The organism is Mycobacterium sp. 012931, from assembly GCF_000419295.1.
Lineage (GTDB): Bacteria > Actinomycetota > Actinomycetes > Mycobacteriales > Mycobacteriaceae > Mycobacterium > Mycobacterium marinum.
Genome location: NZ_AOPX01000001.1, coordinates 761,423 through 780,126 on the forward strand (window position 1 = coordinate 761,423; position 18,704 = coordinate 780,126).

Sequence of the window (18,704 nt, forward strand, 5' to 3'; positions counted from 1 at the left end):
GCGCCCGATACCGCACTGCACTGCGGCATATCGGGGTGGCGATGGCTGTGCTCGTCTTGGGAGGATGTTCACTGATGAGACCGCACCGTCCCGAGATCGATCAGCCGGCTCATCCGCTGTCGGACCAACAGGCCCGCGATCAAGTCATCGAACCGGCCAAACAGATCGCCAGCTTTGCAGGCCTGCAGGATCCAACCGGACGCTTCGACTTCTCGTCATGCAATGACCAAGGCGATCCGCCATATCGCGGCCTGGTCTCCATGAGCTTCGCGTGGCCCACTGACGACACCGGGGGCTATCCCGCTGCAGCCGAACCGAATACGGTCTTTCAACAGATCGCGACCGACATGGTTGCTCACGGCTGGAGTGATGGCCCTCCGCCTGATTGGCACTCCTTTGGCCGCGTCCTGAACAAGAACGGGGTGGTGGCGGTGCTGACCCAAAGCTCCGCTAGCGGAAAGGGCGGCATCCAGCTCTACGGCGAATGCCGCAATATGACCAACCATCGCCTCGAGCGCACGACGATGGGCTCCCGCATTGACGAGCAGCTCCGCGGAAAGTAACAAGCCATGTGGCATTGAGCTGGACATGGCTGTCCAGGTGCGCTGGGTGGGCCCAGGGCGGGGCGGCCAGGTGAATTGCGGACGCGCCTCCGGGTGGCTAGGTTGCCGACATGGATGCTGACGGCACGCTAGGTGCGAATGCCGCTGCGATGCTTGGCTTCGCGGAATCGCTGCATGGTGCTGCCGAACATCTTCAAGGCGAACTGGCTGAGCTCGAAGGACAGGTTGGCGACATGTTGGGCGGGTGGCGCGGCGCGGCGGGGAGTGCATTTGCCTCGGCATGGGAATTGTGGCGCCGTGGTGCCGGAGAGGTGCAGTTGGGGCTGTCGATGCTGGCGGAGTCGGTAGGCCAAGCGGGCGCGGGCTATCAGGCCAACGAGGCGGCGTCGGCGCGGGCTCTACGTGAATTGGGCCATGGCTGATCCCTTCCGGGTGGATCCCGCCTCGCTGTCCGATGCGGTAGCGCAGATGGCGGAGTTTGGTCGTCACGCGGAGGCCATGATTGCTGAAATCGAATCCCTGGTAACCAGATTGCACGTGACATGGACGGGCGAGGCCGCGGCAGCCCATGCCGAGGCGCATCGGCATTGGGCCGGTGGCGAAGCGATGATGCGCGAAGCGCTTGCTCAGTTGCGGTCCGCGGGACACAGCGCGCACACCAACTACACCGCGGTCATGTCAGCGAATCAGAGCATGTGGTCATGAGCTGATGGCGCCGCTGGCCGTGGATCCCGCGGCCCTCGATGGCGCTGGCGCCGCGGTGTTGGCTGCCGACGAGGGGCTGGAGCCGGTGATCGCATCCTCTGGTCGTGCTTCTGATGGGGCGGCAGCAAAGGTCCTGGCAGCTATGGAGCTAGCCGAAACAGGCTGTGCGGCAGTGGAGATGAGATTGGACTGTCGCTTCTACGTTTCCAACTGAATGAGAACTCACCAAGGCCGCTTCCACGGACTGTTGTGTGGTAGATGAATTGGTCGATCCGTGCAGGAATGATGAACGAACGGAGTTATCGGGTGAGTGCAGGATTTACGGGCAAGATTTTCCGCACAGCCGAGGAAGCGGAGCGTGAGGGCTTCACAGCGCCGATGGCCGATGAGATTGCACGCGCACAACGTCTTTTCGAAGAGTTTCAAGCGAAAGTAGATGCGGTAGGTCCTGATCGGGTGAAAGAAGTATCGCCCAAATTCTGGGGCGATACATCAGGTCGGGAAACCGGCATCAGCATGGATGGCTAGTTGTAGGATCCGCTGGTAACCGTGCTCAACGAACTTGTCCTCTAATCCGCGAACCGAGGTGTGGTTGGCGACTAGCCAGTTGAGCACTTGGGAATTGCATAGCTGATCACAGTGCTCCTGCTGCGGGCCAGCCGGGAAATGGTGGCAGGGTGGGAAAGTCTCAGGGAACGCCGGAGCCCTGACCACGTCAGTGTCACGAGTTGTCACAACCCGGTTCAAGGTCGCTCCCGCTGCCTTCAATGCGTCGTCCTGAGAGTGCGCGTACAGCTTCATCGTGAGAGTGGCATCCTTGTGCCCAATCCACGCGGCAATCACCGCTGCTGGGACCCCTTGCAGATGCATCAAAGTCGCGCAGGTGTGCCGCGCTGCGTGCAACTTGATGTGGCGGGCACCTGCGGCTTTAACCGTGTCGCGCCAGTACCGCGACAGGACGCCCGGCGCATACGGCTCCCCGACCTCGTTGCTCACGACGTACGTCCATTCGCCAACGTTAGCGCCCAACGCCAGGCGTTCGGCTGCCTGCTGCACCTTCGCCGACCGCAGCACGTTGACGAGCCGCTCCGGCAATCGGAGGGTGCGTCGCGACGCCGCCGACTTGGGATCGTTCTCAACGGTGCGTCCAGCGGCAGACACCCAATTGTTCGTAATCGCAAGCGTTTTGGCGTCGAAGTCGATATCAGACCAGTATAGACCAACTACTTCTCCACGGCGCAAGCCGGAAAGCGCCAGCTCCCAAGCGTGAGCGAGGCGGTGACCGTCGATAGCCCCAAGAAGGTCACTGACCTCAGCTTCTGTGTACGTATCAACATCTTTGTGGGGAACCGATACACGATTCACCACCTCTGCGACGTTTCGCGGAACTATGCCCTGAACCTTAGCGTCGGCGAGTACCTGCCCGATTGTCGCGATCACCTTGTTAACCGAGTCCGGTGACCATGGCCGCCCCGTCCGTCCATTTATTGTGGTTGCGCCGCCCGCGACGAGGTCTGCGACCAGGCTGTCGACGTGGGCCTTGGCCAGGCGCTGCACAGGGACCGGCCCATAACGCTCGCGAAGGGGCGAAAGATCATAGGCCAGCTTGGCTTTCGATGATTCACGAAGGTTGTGACGGCTCGCGATGTAGTCCTCACAGAGCTCGTCGACTGTCATGTACGAGCGGGCAACAAACTCACCTTTTGCAGCGGCGCTGGAAATCTCGGCAACGGCGGTACGTGCGGCACGCTCGGTCGCGTACCGCCTGCGAGCCTGCTGCCGGCGCCCCGTCGTCGGGTTGATGCCGGCGTCAACGGTAACCTGTTATCACACAACGGCTTTGCCGGTTGTCCGGTCCTTCACCGTGATCTTCTTGATCTGCGGGGGAAGCTGCTGCCTAGTCATTGTTGTCCTCCTCGGACATTGCGGTGCGGTTCATTCCCCACAGCGACTCTTGAGCAGTGCGGATGCGGTTGCGGATAGTTGCGATCTGGTCGGCGTTGCGGTCCAACATCTGCTGAGCGGTATGCATTTCGGTCGGATCACGCTCAACCGTCCGCAGATGATGCACAAGGGAACTGCGGGTGTCCAGCGCCTGGTGAAGCAACGTGATGTTGGCGATCAGCTCCACACCGTCATTCGGCAGCGATGGCTCGCCGTCCAGCCGTCCAGCATTCATGTCGTAGACACGTGGGTTAGAGGTCTCGCCCGACACCCAGCGGATCGACTCACCGTCCGTCGTAAACACATTGGGAAGCACGCTGCTCCCGCTATCAGAAGCCACCTGCGGAAACAACAGCAACAGAGGCGGAACGTCGAGGGCCGCGGCTAGGACCAACACTTCCGCTACGTCGATTTTGCCCGAGCGCAGGTTCGATTCAATCTCCGCGATCGTCCCCCGCGTGATAGGAAAGCCCAGCTCAGCGGTCTTCCGCGACAGTTCGGCGGCGGTGAGGCCCAATGCCTTGCGCCGCCACCCCACGGCAATCCCAAACCAGCCAGCACGACCCGTCTCGTACGCCTTCGCTTGTTCATCAATGTTCGGCATATGGACGCATATACCACACTAGTTGTATCGTTCCGGAGCAGAGCACACGCTCCATGATGTAGCTTTCTGGAGGATTTCAGCTACATACAGGAACTACTATGAGAATGGACATAACACACATTGCACAGCTTCACAGCTTCATAGGCGCTGCGCAGAAGCTCGGACTAAGCCGCTCGACGCTCTACTTGGAAATGGAGGCCGGCCGCTTGCAGTTCGTCAAGGTTGGCAAGCGGCGGCTCATCAGTGAGGTGGCGCTGCACGCATACATTGACAGCCTCGTCGCCGAATCCGCCGCGAAGGTGGCAGTCGCTGACCCGACTCCCGAGGCCGCGGAGTGGGGGCGGTGGGGCTCCCGGAAACGATTCGGCAAGCGAAGCGTTGGGATCAGACCAAGCAGGCGTACCTCAATGAGGGGCTGTGCCACCGTTGTGCCGCCCACGCCGCGTGGGGCCACCAGAACAACGCTGGCGGCCGGACGAAGCTGCCGGCTCCTTGTGTGGGATGCGCTCCGCGACTTCGCGACTTCCCCGTGCCCACGACGAGCTCTCTGTGGCGCAAGTTCGACCGCCCGCAGGACCTGATCCGGTCGTTGCCAGCCCTGTACGAGACTCGCTTGAATTCTGTGGAGGACCGTGAAATGGCTGTCAGCGACCAGGAATCGGTGGCCTAGTGACGACGTACACGACCATGGACGACTGCGCGCTGACGCCGCTGGACTGGCGACTACTTGGCACCGCCGCGCCGAAAGACTCGCTCATTCAGGGGCTGACCGACGAGGGAGAGTCGGGCTCCCTCATTGCTCAGGCCGGTGCGGGGAAATCCCTGCTGATGCTCGAAGTGGCGATCAATCTCGCACTCGGCCGACCACTTGTTGGTGAGCCCGCTCGCGAGCCGGTCCCCGTGATGTACGTCGATATGGAGAACACGGAGACGGAACTGGCCAACCGCCTCCACAGCATGGGACACGAGGCGGCTGCGCTGGATGGCGCGCCGCTGTTCTACTTTTCGTATCCCGACCTACCACCGCTCGATACGGCGGTAGGCGGGAGGAAACTCGCCCTCGCCGCCGCACGGCATGATCCGAGCTTGATCATTCTCGACACAATTTCGCGACTGGTCGAGGGCAAGGAGGACAGCGCCGACACCTAGCGGTATTTCTATAACTTCACGATGGTGCCTCTGCGTCGGCAGGGCCGCGCTGTGCTGCGCCTCGACCACCAAGGCCACGATCTGAGTAAGGGCGCTCGCGGCTCGTCGGCTAAGCGAGACGATGTCGATGTCGATGTCGATGTCGATGTCGATGGATTCTGAAACGACGGGACAACAACATCACGCTCACGCTCGACAAGGGACGCGGGCTCGGGCACCCGCAGACGATCGAACTGCGGCGTTACTCCGAACCGACACGTCACCTTCTGGCATCCACGACCACGACCACCTCCAAGGTCGGCGACTGCACCGAAGCCCTTGATGCCCTTGGCGTCCCGCTCAGCGCAACCCGCGACCGTGCCGGGAAGGCCCTGCGTGAACACAACTATAAGTTCGGCCAACGACATTCTCGGCCAGGCGTTGCACCACCGAAATTCGTCCGCGTCCTGCCGGACAGACGGGCCGCGCTAGCCACATTCTCCCAGTTCTAGCCATCGTTCTGCCGTCCGTCCAATACACCCCCCTTAAGGGGGTGTGGTGGCCATGCGGACGGACTGCTCAACGAAGCCGGGTCGCGCACTCATCGAAGGGTGGGGGTACCCCCAGGCCTCCGGCGTTCCCTGGGGAAAGTCTGAACGGGGATGCACGCCGTTGCTGAGAAATAGCCGGCGCTCTAGAGGATCTGGTGCCTTTTCGACACAGGACTGGGCGTCGGCTGGCCGCGATGGCCACTCCGGAAACTCGGTGATTCGGGTTGGAGAGGCGTCGATGATGAGGGCGCCGTCGATTCGCCAGGCGCCGAAGACATCATCGAGCGGTGCTGGGGCGGTTCCTTTCTGCACCGGCAGGGGTGGTCCCGTGCCACCTTGTGGGGTGGTCATCGACACCCATTGCATCCCAATCCCGCTAGAAGGAGCCGTGAATGCCGTCTCGTGCATCCAGCCATACTTCCCGTGGCCTAGATCGAGCGCTGTGGTGTAGGCCCACACACACACCACCGCGGTCACCTGCCGATCTATCTCATCAACCCGCAGGATGTGATAGCCGCGGGTACCCACGACGGGGATACCGATGGGGTGTTGGGTGTCCGGCCAGCGATCGCGGGTGCTGTGCGGGTGGCCTTCCGGAGCATTCGGTGGCACCGCCTGGGCGAATCCCGGGTACGCATAGGCGATGTCACCGCCGTAGTCCGCCAGATAGATCGACTCGAGGTAGGCGCGGACCGTGACGGCCGGTGCGGTGAGTAGATCGATGCCCGGTTCGGCACTCCATACCGCGCGCACATCGGCCAGCATTCCCGTCCAGGGCAGCTTCGCTGGCGGTGTGGATGGCTGGGGGCTGGGCGCCGGCCCGCAGCCGCCCAACAATGCAACCAGCAGCATCCCGCACGCCATCGCGAGCCGGAGCCGCCACCGTCTGAGCTTCATCTGCCTGTTCCTAGGGGTTGGGTATTTGGACCACGTCGTTGTAGTGGTTCTGCATATGCGGAATCACGGTTCCATCACCCAGCGCTCCCTGCACCGCATCCCTCAGCTTCTGGTTGTACTCGAAGGTATTCCCGCCCCCACTGATACGCCGATATTCGTCGTACGTCGCTATCCGCAGCGGACTACTCGGGTCGCCGGGAACCGTGTGCACAAAGAAGTCGCTGTCCAGTCCGCTAATCGGGGCGTGGTTTGCGATCAGCCCGTTGAGCACTTGGGAATAGGCGACGCTGTCTGGCATGTTCGCCACGATCTCCGATGTTGTCATGGCTGTCGGCGGGGCACCGATAATGTCCTGCTGCAACGCATTCCCAGCCATGGACACACCCGGACCGGAAAGCTTGCCCACGATGTTGAAGGGCGGTGGCAGCGCACCGCGCGCGATCCCGGCTCCGGTGCTGAGCCCTTTGACGACTGAGCCATACGCCGACTGCTTACGCGCGTAGGCCTCGGCTGCTAGCTGATCCCCGTTGAGCCCCTGGGCGTGGGCCGCGTTGTTGACGCCGCAGTCGACCAAGGCCTTCAAGGTCGCTGCCTGCTGCAAATCGGCATCGTGGGCGACTGCTCCCGGCGTGTGGTTGGCTACCGCTGCGGCGTAGTCGTTTTGGTCTTGCATGATCTGCCGCATCGCGGCCCCGTTGAAGATATCGGAGGTGTCGTTGTCGGTGCTAAGGACAGAGAAAATGCCTTTTGCAACAGGAAGTCTCGTCTCCACGTCCTGGTTCGTGTCCGGGGTGTGAAAGTACTGCGACAAATCATTGCTGTCACCGGCGATGTTGGCGACGTAGGGCGCCAGGCCTTTGGCGAAGTCCTGCACCAACTTCGGGTTCATCTGACCGAGAGTTTGATGTCCCGGCAGGTCGAGCAACTCGTGGGAGTTCTGCCCGAGGTATGCGGCATAGGTTTGGGCGGTCTGGCCGGCGATTCCGGCTTCCGGCCCGGTGGCGTTTTGTGTCCAACTGAACAATGATCCTGCGGCGGCACCGTCGTCTGCCCACGTTTGGTGGGTGATGTTCAGCATGAAGTCTCCGCTGGCGGCGTCGCACATGCCAAGGTCGTTGACCATCCAGTTGACGGCACCATGGTCTCGCCCGGCTGCCCAGAAAACGGCCTCGACCGTCGGGTCGAAGGTGTTGCGGGTCCAATCAAACGAGCTCATGATTTGCGCGCCCTTGTGCAGCAGGTTCTGGTCCAGTGGTGTGTTGTGCTGCAGCATGGGGTTGCCGCCTTTGACGATGTCGGCGATCGTCCTGGTCTGGTCGGCAAACAGGATCTCAGGTGCGGTCAGTGTCCGTTGCACGCTTTCGGGCAGTTGCGCGAACCCACCTTGCACCGTTTCCGACCTTTCCTTGGCACCAGGGTTCAATGGCGTCTTGGGGAAGGAGATCGTCGGCGTGCTCATCAACTGCCAGGAATCGCCGATGACATGTCGTTGGTCGTCGAGGCGTTCTTCGGCCGTCTTGAGATCGTCGATCGACATGCCGTGTTGCTGCGCCTGCATCTGACTCAACACGGACGCCTGTTCTGGCGTCAGTGGTAGATTGCCCGCTCGCTGGTCGGCGGTGATCGAATCCAGCACCGCCGCTACCCGGGCGGCAGCGGCTTTGTCGCCGGCCAGGGCCTTGTGCACATCCTCTTCGGCCTGCTGCGGAGTCTCGGGAGTATGACCGTCGAGGCCGGCTACCAATGTGGTGTCGTAGCCGTCGGTGTGCAAGTTGGACTCGGCCTGCTGCAGTTTGCCCGAGTAATCGTCACGGATGCGTTCGAGGTCGCCTATCGCGGCTCTGGTCTTGTCGATGGCCTCTTGCTCACAACCGGTGATGTACTCCTCGAGCAGGTCACGTTCCACTCGGGTCAGGTTCGGATCCCGCTCCAGCTGAAGGGCTTCGTCGAGCTGATCGTCAATACGATGTAGTTCGTCCTCGAGCGCGGCGAGAGCTGATTTGCCTGAGCGCTGCGCCTCGGCCAGGGTGGCCGCGACATTTTGCAGGTCGGCGGCGATCTTCGGCAGCTGAGCCGCTTGCACGCCCAGCGTGGTGACGGTGCGCCGTACCTCGGCCGAGTCGTTGATCGGATTCTCGCCGTTTTCGTGGGTCCAGGATTTCTCGAAGCGCTCGCGGGCCTGACGGAAGGCGGTGTCGGCCTCGGCCGTGGATTGCCCCGCATCGTGAAACGCCTGTGCAAGATCGGAAATCTGCGCCGGTCGCCCGCTTTGCAGGGTGGCGTTGATCTTCCACGGATCGCCGCCAGCGAAGGTAATCAGCGCAGCCTGGCTTATATGTCGAAGGTGCACTGGGCTATCCGACGAGTGCTACCAGCTGCGTTCGGGGTGTTGTCCAACGCGCTCTCCAGCAGCTACGGCCCTGCAATGTGACGTTGTAGCCAAGCGCACCTGCTTCCTGGCACGACATCATGCTACGAACGGCCCTTCACCCCCCTTCACCCCCTTGTCGATCGGCGGCAACATTACTACCGTGCGTCGGCGCGTCAATTCACTCTCAGCGCTGACCGCCCGTCTGCGCCCCCACTTGTCGAGCCTTCGATACACCGCGGTGGCGATGGCCATCCGATGAAGGGCGGGGTGTATTGCCTTATGAGGCCCGTCGCCGGGGCATCCGGGAGCATCCAAATAAACGGACGCGAATTCGCGCAACTTTGAACGCATTCATTAGTTGGTAGCCGCCGAGGACTAGTGACAATAGCTCGGCGGACATCGATTCTGGCCGATTCATGAAGCCGACTACGCCCAGATATCGGAAGGTGCGCGCCGGCATGAGTTCATGCTTGCCCAGTTGGGAGCAACGCGCGGGATGGTCCGCCCACCCCGCGGCAGCGCACCCAGGAAAACGTGCGTTCCGCGAAATGACCTCTCTCAAGTGTCGCCGGCGACCTCTTAGCTACCTGGTCAGTCGTCGCCAACCGTGTGGTTAGGTGACTAGTCGGCTCCTCCGAGCCGAAGTAATCTCGTCACGGGTGTCGCCATTACCGATGGTGGCCCGGCAATCGAAATGCGCGCGCAAATTCGCTGCAGCTACCCTGCGATGGGCGGGCGACGGTGTCCGCGCCCATGGTGCGCCGTGTTTCGCTGACCCGGAGGTACGGGAGTAGTGGCTTGGGTGTTTGTTTCCAGGCGGAGTGGTCTGCTGACAGACGTGGGCCGGTTTCGGCACGGCGGCGGAGGAATTCTTGACTGATCCGCTGATCCTTCAGACGCTGGCGACCTTGTCCCGCGGGCACGGGCTGTTCGCCGGTCGCTTAGTCGACGAAAGAAGCCGCCACGAGCCGCAGCCTCAGGCACTGGCCGACTCCGTATCGCAGACAGGAGGGGACCGGCTTCCCGATCGGGCCGCAGCGCGATCGCACGCCGTCGTCCAGGCCGTACGACGGTCCATCGACACCGACCGGGAACTCGCGCAGATCATGTCGATAGCCCAGGCCGATCACGCGCTCGCGAGAAGGGCCACGCGCGCCATCCTGCAGGCAGCCCACGCCGATAGCGCGCTTGCGGCCGATACGCCGCTTGGCCGGCGCGAAGCCATGGTCCGCATGGCGGCAAGACTGCGAGCCCAGCGCCGCCACATCGTGCGGTCGCGTGCACGGGCGCGACAACTGGTGTTGCGGCTGCGCCGGCTGCGGTACCTACAGGCAGCCGCTAGGCGACAGCATCATCACGTTTCACCCACGGGCCGGCCCGCTGTGTTGGCGGCGATCCGTAAAGCCCTCGATATCAAGGGTATTCACGACCCTGCAGCACGAGCGCGCTGGACACGCGGGATGGATTTGGTGGCCCGCCGAGAGTCGGGCTACAACGCCAGCGCGGTGAACGACTGGGACGCTAATGCGGCCCAGGGCACGTCGAGTAGGGGAGCGTGGCAGTTCATCGCACCGACCTTCGCGGCCTACCACCAGCCGGGCACCTCGACCAACATCACCAACCTGGTGGCCCAGGCATGCGCGTTCATCAACTACGCGCAGGGCCGCTACGGGGTTGCCGCTGATGCATCGAACCTGGCTGATCGGATCCAGCAAGCCGATCCACGTCGTTCCCCAAGGGGGTACTGAGCAATGCCGTTGAGCTTGTCCAACCGGGACCAAAACTCCGGGCACCTCTTCTACAACCGCAGGCTGCGTGCGGCGACCACCCGCTTCTCGGTGCGGATGAAACATGAGTTCTACTCCCTGGTGGAACGTCACCAGGACGGAACACCGGACATGATTGGCATGGAGGCGGTCAACCAGCTCCTGGTCAAGTTGGAGACCCACCGATTCGATTTCTGTTTCATCGGTGCGGGCTATGAGGATCAGGTCGACGAATTCCTCAGCGTGAATCCGGGTTTGGCCGGACGATTCAATCGCAAGCTGCGCTTTGAGTCCTATTCGCCGACGGAAATCGTCGAGATCGGGCAGCGCTATGCCGCGCCGCGCGCCAGCCTGCTCGATGAGGCGGCGCGCGAGATCTTTTTGGACGCGGCCACCACCATCCGCAACTACGCCACCCGGGGTGGGCAACACGGGATCGATGCCATGCAGAACGGGCGGTTCGCGCGCAACGTCATCGAGCGCGCCGAGGGATATCGGGACACTCGAGTGGTCGCCCAGAAGCGAGCGGGGCGAGCGGTGTCGGTCGAGGATCTTCAGATGATGGCCGCTGGTGATGTCGAAGCCGCGGTGCGCAGCGTGTGCGCGGACAACCGTGACATGGCCGCCATCGTTTGGTGACGGATCGCGCCGGTTGGCGAGGGCAAGCCCCGGCGCGTGGAATGGCATGTGTTCGTGCATCTTTGAATGACACCCGGACCGGTACGGCACTGTGTGCGGAGTCAGTTGCCGACGCCGCTTGGTCACAGTTCAGGATGGACAGGCTGGCACCGGGTTGAATAGCGTCGTTTACGCGCCCGTTACGTCTAAAATGCAGGCAGGACTGACACGAGCGTGCCAGAGCCTCACTGCGGCTAAAGAACGGAGTGATTCCGGGGTGCACCGGACCTTGCTGACGATGGTCGCGCTGGCGTTGCTGACCGCACCGCCGGCTTTTGCAATCGATCCTCCCTCGATTGATCCCGGCGCGGTACCACCGGATGTAACCGGTCCCGACCAACCCACCGAGCAGCGAGTGCTCTGTACCAGTCCCACGACGCTGCCCGATTCCAGCTTTCACGATCCGCCGTGGAGCAACGCCTACATGGGTGTCGGAGAGGCCCACAAGTTTGCGACCGGGGCCGGCGTGACGGTGGCGGTGATCGATACCGGCGTGGACGCCTCACCACGGGTCCCGGCCGAGCCGGGCGGGGACTTCGTCGATCAGGCCGGCGACGGACTGTCGGACTGTGATGCGCACGGCACGCTCACGGCCTCGATTATCGGCGGGCGCCCCGCACCGACCGACGGTTTCGTCGGGGTTGCCCCCGACGTGCGACTGCTTTCGTTGCGCCAGACATCGGAGGCCTTCGAACCGGTTGGCTCGCAACCCAACCCCAATGATCCCAACGCGACGCCGGCGGCCGGGTCCATTCGCAGTCTTGCCCGTGCGGTGGTGCATGCGGCCAACTTCGGGGCGGGAGTGATCAACATCAGCGAGGCGGCGTGTTACAAGGTGAGCAGGCCGATCGACGAAATAAGTCTGGGCGCGGCCATCGACTATGCGGTCAACGCCAAGAACGCCGTGGTCGTCGTCGCCGCGGGTAACACCGGCGGCGACTGCTCGCAGAATCCGATGCCCGACGCGTCGACACCCAATGATCCCCGGGGCTGGAACAAGGTGCAGACCGTGGTCACACCGGCTTGGTATGCGCCCTTGGTGCTGACTGTCGGGGGCATCGGCCAGAACGGGGTGCCGAGTTCGTTTTCCATGCACGGACCGTGGGTGGGGGTAGCGGCACCCGCGGAGAACATCATCGCGCTCGGTGATCACGGCGAACCGGTCAACGCCCTGCAAGGTCGAGAAGGACCCGTGCCCATCGCCGGCACCTCGTTTGCGGCGGCCTATGTCTCCGGTCTGGCCGCGCTGGTCCGGCAACGGTTTCCGGAACTGACGCCGGTGCAGGTGATGAACCGGATCACCGCCACCGCGCGACATCCCGGAGGCGGTATCGACAATCTCGTCGGCTCCGGCGTGGTCAATGCCGTCGCGGCGCTGACCTGGGACATCCCGCCGGGCCCGGCCTCGGTGCCCCCCAGCGTCAGACGACTACCGCCCCCACGCATCGAACCCGGCCCGGATCACCGCCCGATCACCATGGTGGCGGTGTCGCTACTGGGGCTGACGCTGGTGCTCGGATTGGGCACGTTGGCCGCCCGGGCGCTGAGGCGCCGATGAGGAACCCCTTCAGTTCAATACGGTTCCGGGTCAGCACCGGCCACACACTTGTCGTTGCGGTGCTGGCGCCGCCCTGCATCATGATGTTCCTGCACATGCGCTACTGGTGGGTGGGCATCGCGCTGGTAGCGCTGGGCGTCATCGTGGCGACGGTGACTTTTTCCGGTCGTCGGGTCACCGGGTGGGTGGCCACCGTGTTCGCCTGGCTGCGTCGGCGTCGCCGACCGCCGGATGTGCCGTCCGAACCGGTGGTCGGTGCCACCGTGAAGCCGGGTGATCACGTCGCGGTGCGTTGGCGACGCGACCACCTGATTGCGGTGATCGAGCTCAAGCCCCGCCCGTTTACCCCGACGGTCATCGTCGACGGCAAGGCTCACACCGACGACGTGCTGGACACCCGCCTACTCGAGGACCTGCTGTCGGTGCATTGCCCGGACCTGGAAGCAGATGTGGTCTCGGCGGGCTACCGCGTTGGCAACACCGCCTCCGAAGAGGTGGTGAGCCTTTACCAGCGGGTGATCGGCGCCGATCCGGCTCCGGCAAACCGGCGGACGTGGATCATGCTGCGAGCCGACCCGGAACAAACCCGCAAGTCTGCGCAGCGTCGCGAGGCCGGCCTCGCCGGTTTGGCTCGCTATCTGGTGGCGTCGGCGACTCGCATCGCCGATGGCCTGGCCAGCAACGGCGTCGACGCAGTATGCGGGCGCAGCTTCGACGACTACGACCGCGCCACCGACATCGGTTATGTGCGGGAGAAATGGTCGATGATCAAGGGCGCTGACAGCTACACCGCCGCCTACACCGCGCCCGGCGGCCCGGATTTGTGGTGGTCCGCACGAGCGGACCACACCATTACCAGGGTCCGGATTGCTCCCGGGATGCCGCCGCGGTCCACGGTGTTGTTGACCACAGTGAGAAAGCCCAAGACTCCTCGGGGCTTCTCGCGCCTGTTCGGCAGTCAGCGGCCGGCGTTGGAAGGGCAGAGCCTGGTGGCCAATCACCACTGCCAACTGCCAATCGGATCAGCGGGTGTGTTAATCGGTGAGACCGTGAACCGCTGCCCGGTGTACATGCCGTTCGATGACGTGGATGCGACCGTCAACCTGGGGGACGCCCAGACCTTCACCCAGTTCGCCGTGCGTTCGGCGGCTGCCGGGGGCGCCGTCACCGTGGGACCACACTTCGAACAATTCGCCAGGCTCATCGGTGCCCATGTCGGCGCGGAGGCCAAGGTGGTGTGGCCGAACGCGACGACCTATCTGGGCGCGCACCCTGGTATCGACCGGGTGATCCTGCGTCACAACTTGGTCGGCACCCCACGACACCGCAAGCTGCCGATCCGGCGGGTCTCTCCACCGGAGGAAAGTCGCTTCCAGATGGCCCTGCCCAAGTAGGTCCAAGTGAGCTGGAAGAGGCGGCGAAATTTTTTGGTGCAGCAAGCGGTCGTTTCAGCGACGATAATGGCATGGAGCACTAAGGAGGACGATCCGACATGAGCCAGCCGCAGACCGTAACGGTGGATCAGCAGGAAATCTTGAACAGGGCAGACGAGGTGGAGGCGCCGATGGCGACTCCGCCCACTGATGTGCCCCAGGCACCGTCCGGCCTCACGGCAGCCAACAACGCGGCCGAGCAACTGGCGATCTCCGCCGACAACGTCCGCCTATACCTGCAGGCAGGCGAGCGGGAACGGCAACGTCTGGCGACGTCGCTGCGCAACGCCGCCGCGGCGTATGGCGAGGTCGAGGACGAGTCCGCAACCGCGCTCGATAACGACGGTAATGGCGAGGTCGACGCCCAATCTGCGGGCGGCGCCGGCGCCGGCCAGACCGATTCGCTGGAGGAAACCCCGAAGGTGGCGGCCGCGGGTGAATCAGACTTCACCGACCTCAAGACCGCGGCGACAAAGCTCGAATCCGGTGACCAGGGCACGTCGATGGTCAACTTCGCCGACGGGTGGAACAACTTCAACCTGGCTCTGCAACGGGACATCAAGCGGTTCCGGATCTTCGAGAACTGGGAGGGAGACGCCGCTACCGCCTGCGAGGCCTCGCTGGACCAGCAGAAGGACTGGATACTCCACATGGCCAAGCTGAGTGCATCGCTGGCCAAGCAGGCCAATTTCATGGCGCAACTGCAGCTGTGGGCCCGGCGAGGGCACCCCACCCTGGCCGACATCATCGAACTCGAGAGACTGGCGAAAGACCCGGACTATCAAGAGCAAGCCATCAAGCTCTACGCCGAGTATCAAGAGACCTCGGAGAAGGTGTTGAGCGAATACAACACCAAGGCAGATCTCGAGCCGGTGAATCCGCCGAAGCCTCCGGAGGCGATCAAGATCGACCCACCGCCACCCGCGCAACCTCAGGGCCTGATCCCCGGCTTCTTGATGCCGCCCAGCGACGGTTCCACCGGGCTGGCGTCGGGAATGACGCCGCCGATGATTCCGCCCACCGGTGGAGCGGGCGGTACACCGGACGTCAACACCGCCGAGCTCACCTCGGCGGGTCGCGAGGCGGCGTCCAACCTGTCCAAGGGCCTCGGCGTCAAACCGATGTCTTTGGGCGGCGGCGGTGGTGGTCTCGGCGGCGTGTCCATGGGTGATGCGCCTCTGGCTGGCGGCGAGTCCGTACGACCGGCCGCGGCAGGCGACGTCGCCGGTGCCGGCCAGGGTGCTGGCGCCGCAGGTCGCGGAATGGCCGGGGGTGGCATGGGAATGCCGATGGGCGGCGCCGACCAGGGCCAGGGCGGCGCCAAGTCCAAGGGCGCTCGACAAGACGAGGAAGCGCTCTACACCGAGGACCGCGAGTGGACCGAGGCCGTAATCGGTAACCGCCGCCGTCAGGACAACAAGTAGCCGTCAGGACAGTCGTCAGGACAGTAAGGAGTCAAGGTGACCAGCATGGAGATGGACCCCCAAGTCGCGCAGGTGTTGGCGTTGGCAGCACGGTTCCAGTCGGCCTTGGACGGAACGCTGAACCAAATGAATACCGGCAATTTCCGTGGCAAAGACGACACCGAGACGGTCGAGGTCACGATCAATGGGCACCAGTGGCTCACCGCTGTGCGCATCGACGACGGCCTGCTGAAGGAAGTTGGTCCGGAGGTCGTTAGTGCGCGGGTCAACCAGGCGTTGAAGAACGCCCAGGACGCCGCATCCAAGTACAACGACGCGGCGGGAGAAAAACTAACCGCAGTGTTGTCCTCAATGTCTCAAACAATGAACAACGGGATGGTCTGATCCGTCCCTGCGCCGGGGTGGAAACAGTCCCCTCGGCGCGCCTGTCAGCGGCTTTTGGTTCGCGCTAGCGGACCATTGACGCGACCGCCGTGGTGCCTCCGTGTCGCGGCGTCTGCGTCGTTCTGCGCGCGGCTCAAGCCTGCGCGAAATCTCTCCGATACGGCGGTCTGCCGTGCTGTGGTGTCATTTTCGTCGGCCCGTCCCGATCCCCAAATTGGCGCATCTAGCTGGTCTTAAGCTCGGTTAGGCTTGTTAACCATGACGTCCGGTACCACTGACCAGCTGACGCGGCCCGCAAGCCAGCGCAACGGCGGTGCGGTGTGCGCGCCGGTCCAACGATCCACTGCGGGTACCTACCTGACAGGTCTGGTCGCTGCGGCCTGGATGCTGCGGGGAGGAGAGTAGGCGATGGGTATTCCGAGGCCGACGGGGGAGTACGCCGGGCGGATGCTCGAGGCGGGTGGGTGGCCCGACGCCGACGAGGACATCCACTACGACCGGGCTCGCGAGTACAACCGGGTCCTGCACCTGTTTACCGACGTGATGGACGCCTGCCGGCACCAGCAGGTCGAGGTGTTCGACGGTGGTGTCTGGTCCGGTGGTGCTGCCAGTGCGGCCAACGGTGCGCTGGGCGGGAATCTCAAGCAAATGAGCACGCTGCAGGACTATCTCGCCACGGTTATTACCTGGCACCAGCATGTGGCCGGGTTGATCGCCGAGGCGAAGGCAAACATTGACAACAACGTGGACGGTGCTCATCGCGAAATACGGGTTCTGGAGGGCAACGCCGACCTTGATCCCGAGGAGCGCAAGGCGGCGATCGCATCCCTGATCCGTTCAGCTCACGAGGCCAACTCAGGTCTGGTGGCCGAAGCCGCTGAGCAGGTTCTGGCATCCAGAAACTGGAAGCCGCCGCACAATGCGCTCAAGGATCTGCTGCACCAGGTGACGCACCCGGCACCGGGCATTCCGTCCGTGACCGTGCCGACACCAGGACAGCCAACCCCCGGGGCACCCGGACCCAAGCCATTCGAACCCACGCCGGTCAACCCGCACAAGCCGGTTACCCCTGGCGGCCCGGGCACGCCGGTGAACCCGACGCCGGGTACTCCGGTGGTTCCGACACCCGGCGGGCCACCGCACCCGGTTACCCCGGGCATCCCGGTTACTCCGATCACCCCGGGTACTCCGATCACCCCGGGCACCCCGGTGACGCCGATCACCCCGGTCACCCCCGGCAAGCCGAAGCCAGGGAAACCCGACACCCCGGTCGTCGCCGTCCACGCCGGGGCAGCCCTCAACCGACCCGGCTCACGTGAAGCCGGCAGCGGCAACGGAGACGTCCACGGCACCGTCAACCCAGCCGTCGGGACCTTCGGGCCCTGCGCACGGCGACGACTCCTCGGGAGGGGCCGCGGCCGCACCTGCCGCCAGCGCGATGCCGGGCGGCGGTCGGGGAGTGTCCGCTGGATCAAGCTCGGGTCTGTCCTCGGCCGGAGCGAGTTCGAGCACAAGCCAGTCAGCGGCCTCGGGCGCCGGCTCGCGTGCCGCCGCGGGGCGCGCACCGGTGGAGTCGGGCGGCCGGGGCCCCAATACGGCCGCGCCGCGCCCGGTAGCGGCTCGCACCGCATCGCCGACCCGTCCGGCTCCGGAGCGACCCAAGCCGGACGAAAAAGAGAAGTCCGAAGCGCCCGATGCCGTTACGCCATCGCCGATGGTTCCGGTCTCGGCGGCGCGCGCCGCGCGCGATGCCATCGCTTCGGCGTCTCGTCGCAGTCAAAAGAAGGACCCCTTGCGCCTGGCGCGACGCATCGCGGCCGCGTTGAACGCGCCCGACACCTACAACAAGGGCGACTACGGGTTCTTCTGGATCACCGCGGTGACCACCGACGGCGACATCGTGGTGGCCAACAGTTATGGGCTGGCCTACATACCCGAGAATGTCGAGCTACCGCACAAGGTCTACATGGCCAGCGCTGACCATGCGATCCCGGCAGATGAGCAGGCCCGGTTCGCCACCTACCCGGTGTTGGCCGTGCAGGGTTGGGCGGCGTTTCACGACTTGAAGCTGCGCGCGGTGATCGGGACGGCCGAACAATTGGCCAACTCGGACGCGGGCGCGGCCAAGATCATCCTGGAAGCCGACGACATTCCGGAGAGCGGCAAGATGACCGGACGTCCGCGGCTCGAGGTGGTAGACCCCTCGGCGGCGGCCCAGCTGGCAGAGACCGAAGATCTGCGGCTGCTGGAGTTGCTGCCGCCGGCGCCGGCCGACGCCAATCCGCCAGACGACGAGCGGCACATGTTCTGGTTCGACCTGATGAAGCCGATGACGAGTAACGCCACCGGCCGTGAGGTCGCGCACCTGCGGGCATTCCGCGCCTATGCCGAACACTGGCAGGAGATCGCGCTGCACCAGGCCTACAGCGCGGCAGACGCTGAAGCCCAGCGGCCGGCGGTCGCCGACTGGCTGTACTGGCGTTATGTCGCCGGGCTGCTTGCCAACGCTTTGGCGGACGCATCCTGAATTCGGAGTGATCCCAGGGCTCCGGCGTTCCCTGGGAGTGATCCGATCCCACGCCAGGGCCTCGCGGGAGACGACACTGCTGTGCGCGTGCCTGAACAAGGCCGCTGCCAGTGCGTTTTTCGAAAGTAAGTTATAGTTGATTCCGCAATTCATACACGATTCTTCTGCGAT

The 18,704-nt window shown here is 64.0% G+C and carries 18 protein-coding genes and 3 pseudogenes; 17 read left to right on the forward strand and 4 right to left on the reverse strand.

Annotation, left to right across the window (positions count from 1 at the left end):
* Window positions 1-74 precede the first annotated feature (74 nt).
* The 5 genes from MMSP_RS03365 (at window position 75) to MMSP_RS25585 (ending at window position 1,796) form a co-directional block, all read left to right on the forward strand.
* Entirely contained in the window at window positions 75-563 is a 489-nt protein-coding gene (locus MMSP_RS03365; protein ID WP_020785472.1) for a hypothetical protein, read from the forward strand.
* Window positions 564-673: 110 nt separating this feature from the next.
* Window positions 674-985, forward strand: a complete 312-nt coding sequence (locus MMSP_RS03370; protein ID WP_020785473.1) for a WXG100 family type VII secretion target — start codon at window positions 674-676, stop codon at window positions 983-985.
* Entirely contained in the window at window positions 978-1,268 is a 291-nt protein-coding gene (locus MMSP_RS03375) for a WXG100 family type VII secretion target (RefSeq protein WP_036426081.1), read from the forward strand. Before MMSP_RS03370 ends, MMSP_RS03375 begins: the two co-directional genes overlap by 8 nt.
* Before the next feature lie 4 nt (window positions 1,269-1,272).
* Complete coding sequence (locus MMSP_RS03380; protein ID WP_020785475.1) at window positions 1,273-1,482, forward strand: hypothetical protein; 210 nt, start codon at window positions 1,273-1,275, stop codon at window positions 1,480-1,482.
* 44 nt (window positions 1,483-1,526) lie between these two features.
* A complete protein-coding gene (locus MMSP_RS25585) occupies window positions 1,527-1,796 on the forward strand; it encodes a hypothetical protein (RefSeq protein WP_232022699.1) in 270 nt (89 codons plus the stop codon).
* On the opposite strand, the gene MMSP_RS03385 is transcribed toward MMSP_RS25585, so the two are convergent.
* Window positions 1,761-2,945: a site-specific integrase gene (locus MMSP_RS03385; protein ID WP_235065659.1), complete on the reverse strand. Its 1,185-nt coding sequence runs from the start codon at window positions 2,943-2,945 to the stop codon at window positions 1,761-1,763. The genes MMSP_RS25585 and MMSP_RS03385 overlap by 36 nt on opposite strands.
* Window positions 2,946-3,165: 220 nt before the next feature.
* Complete coding sequence (locus MMSP_RS03390; RefSeq protein WP_020785478.1) at window positions 3,166-3,816, reverse strand: helix-turn-helix domain-containing protein; 651 nt, start codon at window positions 3,814-3,816, stop codon at window positions 3,166-3,168.
* Window positions 3,817-3,920: 104 nt separating this feature from the next.
* Here MMSP_RS03390 and MMSP_RS25590 point away from each other — a divergent pair, with 104 nt between their 5' ends.
* The 3 genes from MMSP_RS25590 (at window position 3,921) to MMSP_RS27170 (ending at window position 5,127) form a co-directional block, all read left to right on the forward strand.
* The gene (locus MMSP_RS25590; RefSeq protein WP_255342224.1) at window positions 3,921-4,397 is read left to right on the forward strand and encodes a helix-turn-helix domain-containing protein; all 477 of its coding nucleotides are present in this window, start codon (window positions 3,921-3,923) and stop codon (window positions 4,395-4,397) included.
* Window positions 4,398-4,485: 88 nt separating this feature from the next.
* Window positions 4,486-4,965 (forward strand): AAA family ATPase, encoded by a 480-nt coding sequence (locus tag MMSP_RS25235; protein WP_020785480.1) that lies wholly within the window; start codon window positions 4,486-4,488, stop codon window positions 4,963-4,965.
* 21 nt (window positions 4,966-4,986) lie between these two features.
* A complete protein-coding gene (locus MMSP_RS27170; protein WP_161628236.1) occupies window positions 4,987-5,127 on the forward strand; it encodes a hypothetical protein in 141 nt (46 codons plus the stop codon).
* Between the two features lie 362 nt (window positions 5,128-5,489).
* Here MMSP_RS27170 and MMSP_RS03405 read toward each other — a convergent pair whose 3' ends face one another.
* Together MMSP_RS03405 and MMSP_RS03410 are read right to left on the reverse strand one after the other, a co-directional pair.
* Window positions 5,490-6,392: a hypothetical protein gene (locus tag MMSP_RS03405; RefSeq protein ID WP_235065660.1), complete on the reverse strand. Its 903-nt coding sequence runs from the start codon at window positions 6,390-6,392 to the stop codon at window positions 5,490-5,492.
* Window positions 6,393-6,402: 10 nt separating this feature from the next.
* Window positions 6,403-8,742 carry a hypothetical protein gene (locus MMSP_RS03410; protein WP_020785481.1) on the reverse strand — a complete coding sequence of 780 codons (2,340 nt, stop codon included), beginning with the start codon at window positions 8,740-8,742 and terminating at the stop codon, window positions 6,403-6,405.
* 893 nt (window positions 8,743-9,635) lie between these two features.
* Here MMSP_RS03410 and MMSP_RS03415 point away from each other — a divergent pair.
* The 9 genes and pseudogenes from MMSP_RS03415 to MMSP_RS27355 all read left to right on the forward strand — a co-directional run bounded on the left by MMSP_RS03415 (window position 9,636) and on the right by MMSP_RS27355 (window position 18,533).
* A complete protein-coding gene (locus MMSP_RS03415; protein ID WP_020785482.1) occupies window positions 9,636-10,511 on the forward strand; it encodes a secreted protein in 876 nt (291 codons plus the stop codon).
* A gap of 3 nt (window positions 10,512-10,514) precedes the next feature.
* Window positions 10,515-10,619, forward strand: a pseudogene (locus tag MMSP_RS27350) (hypothetical protein); the annotation flags it as partial.
* Window positions 10,617-11,168 (forward strand): annotated as a pseudogene (locus MMSP_RS03420) (type VII secretion AAA-ATPase EccA); the annotation flags it as partial. The pseudogenes MMSP_RS27350 and MMSP_RS03420, both read left to right, overlap by 3 nt.
* A 256-nt stretch (window positions 11,169-11,424) precedes the next feature.
* Entirely contained in the window at window positions 11,425-12,765 is a 1,341-nt protein-coding gene (mycP1, locus tag MMSP_RS03425) for a type VII secretion system ESX-1 serine protease mycosin MycP1 (RefSeq protein WP_020785484.1), read from the forward strand.
* Entirely contained in the window at window positions 12,762-14,159 is a 1,398-nt protein-coding gene (gene eccE / locus MMSP_RS03430) for a type VII secretion protein EccE (protein ID WP_020785485.1), read from the forward strand. Before mycP1 ends, eccE begins: the two co-directional genes overlap by 4 nt.
* 98 nt (window positions 14,160-14,257) lie before the next feature.
* Window positions 14,258-15,622: a type VII secretion system ESX-1 target EspB gene (gene espB / locus MMSP_RS03435; protein WP_020785486.1), complete on the forward strand. Its 1,365-nt coding sequence runs from the start codon at window positions 14,258-14,260 to the stop codon at window positions 15,620-15,622.
* A gap of 45 nt (window positions 15,623-15,667) precedes the next feature.
* On the forward strand, window positions 15,668-16,006 hold the full coding sequence (locus MMSP_RS03440; protein ID WP_036426087.1) for a YbaB/EbfC family nucleoid-associated protein: 339 nt from the start codon (window positions 15,668-15,670) through the stop codon (window positions 16,004-16,006).
* 258 nt (window positions 16,007-16,264) lie between these two features.
* Window positions 16,265-16,411, forward strand: coding sequence for a hypothetical protein (locus tag MMSP_RS27175; RefSeq protein ID WP_153234315.1), 147 nt, complete (start codon window positions 16,265-16,267; stop codon window positions 16,409-16,411).
* A gap of 3 nt (window positions 16,412-16,414) precedes the next feature.
* Window positions 16,415-18,533 (forward strand): annotated as a pseudogene (locus tag MMSP_RS27355) (secretion protein EspK).
* Window positions 18,534-18,704 lie beyond the last annotated feature (171 nt).

Bases quoted from the DNA above. Each gene is read 5' to 3' on its own strand.
- MMSP_RS03390 (WP_020785478.1), bottom strand. From the start codon at position 3,816: ATGCCGAACATTGATGAACAAGCGAAGGCGTACGAGACGGGTCGTGCT.
- MMSP_RS03370 (WP_020785473.1), top strand. From the start codon at position 674: ATGGATGCTGACGGCACGCTAGGTGCGAATGCCGCTGCGATGCTTGGC.
- eccE (WP_020785485.1), top strand. From the start codon at position 12,762: ATGAGGAACCCCTTCAGTTCAATACGGTTCCGGGTCAGCACCGGCCAC.
- MMSP_RS03365 (WP_020785472.1), top strand. From the start codon at position 75: ATGAGACCGCACCGTCCCGAGATCGATCAGCCGGCTCATCCGCTGTCG.
- MMSP_RS03375 (WP_036426081.1), top strand. From the start codon at position 978: ATGGCTGATCCCTTCCGGGTGGATCCCGCCTCGCTGTCCGATGCGGTA.
- MMSP_RS27175 (WP_153234315.1), top strand. From the start codon at position 16,265: ATGACGTCCGGTACCACTGACCAGCTGACGCGGCCCGCAAGCCAGCGC.
- MMSP_RS03385 (WP_235065659.1), bottom strand. From the start codon at position 2,945: ATGACAGTCGACGAGCTCTGTGAGGACTACATCGCGAGCCGTCACAAC.
- MMSP_RS27170 (WP_161628236.1), top strand. From the start codon at position 4,987: ATGGTGCCTCTGCGTCGGCAGGGCCGCGCTGTGCTGCGCCTCGACCAC.
- MMSP_RS25585 (WP_232022699.1), top strand. From the start codon at position 1,527: ATGAATTGGTCGATCCGTGCAGGAATGATGAACGAACGGAGTTATCGG.
- MMSP_RS03380 (WP_020785475.1), top strand. From the start codon at position 1,273: ATGGCGCCGCTGGCCGTGGATCCCGCGGCCCTCGATGGCGCTGGCGCC.
- MMSP_RS03405 (WP_235065660.1), bottom strand. From the start codon at position 6,392: ATGAAGCTCAGACGGTGGCGGCTCCGGCTCGCGATGGCGTGCGGGATG.
- MMSP_RS25590 (WP_255342224.1), top strand. From the start codon at position 3,921: ATGGACATAACACACATTGCACAGCTTCACAGCTTCATAGGCGCTGCG.
- espB (WP_020785486.1), top strand. From the start codon at position 14,258: ATGAGCCAGCCGCAGACCGTAACGGTGGATCAGCAGGAAATCTTGAAC.
- MMSP_RS03440 (WP_036426087.1), top strand. From the start codon at position 15,668: ATGGAGATGGACCCCCAAGTCGCGCAGGTGTTGGCGTTGGCAGCACGG.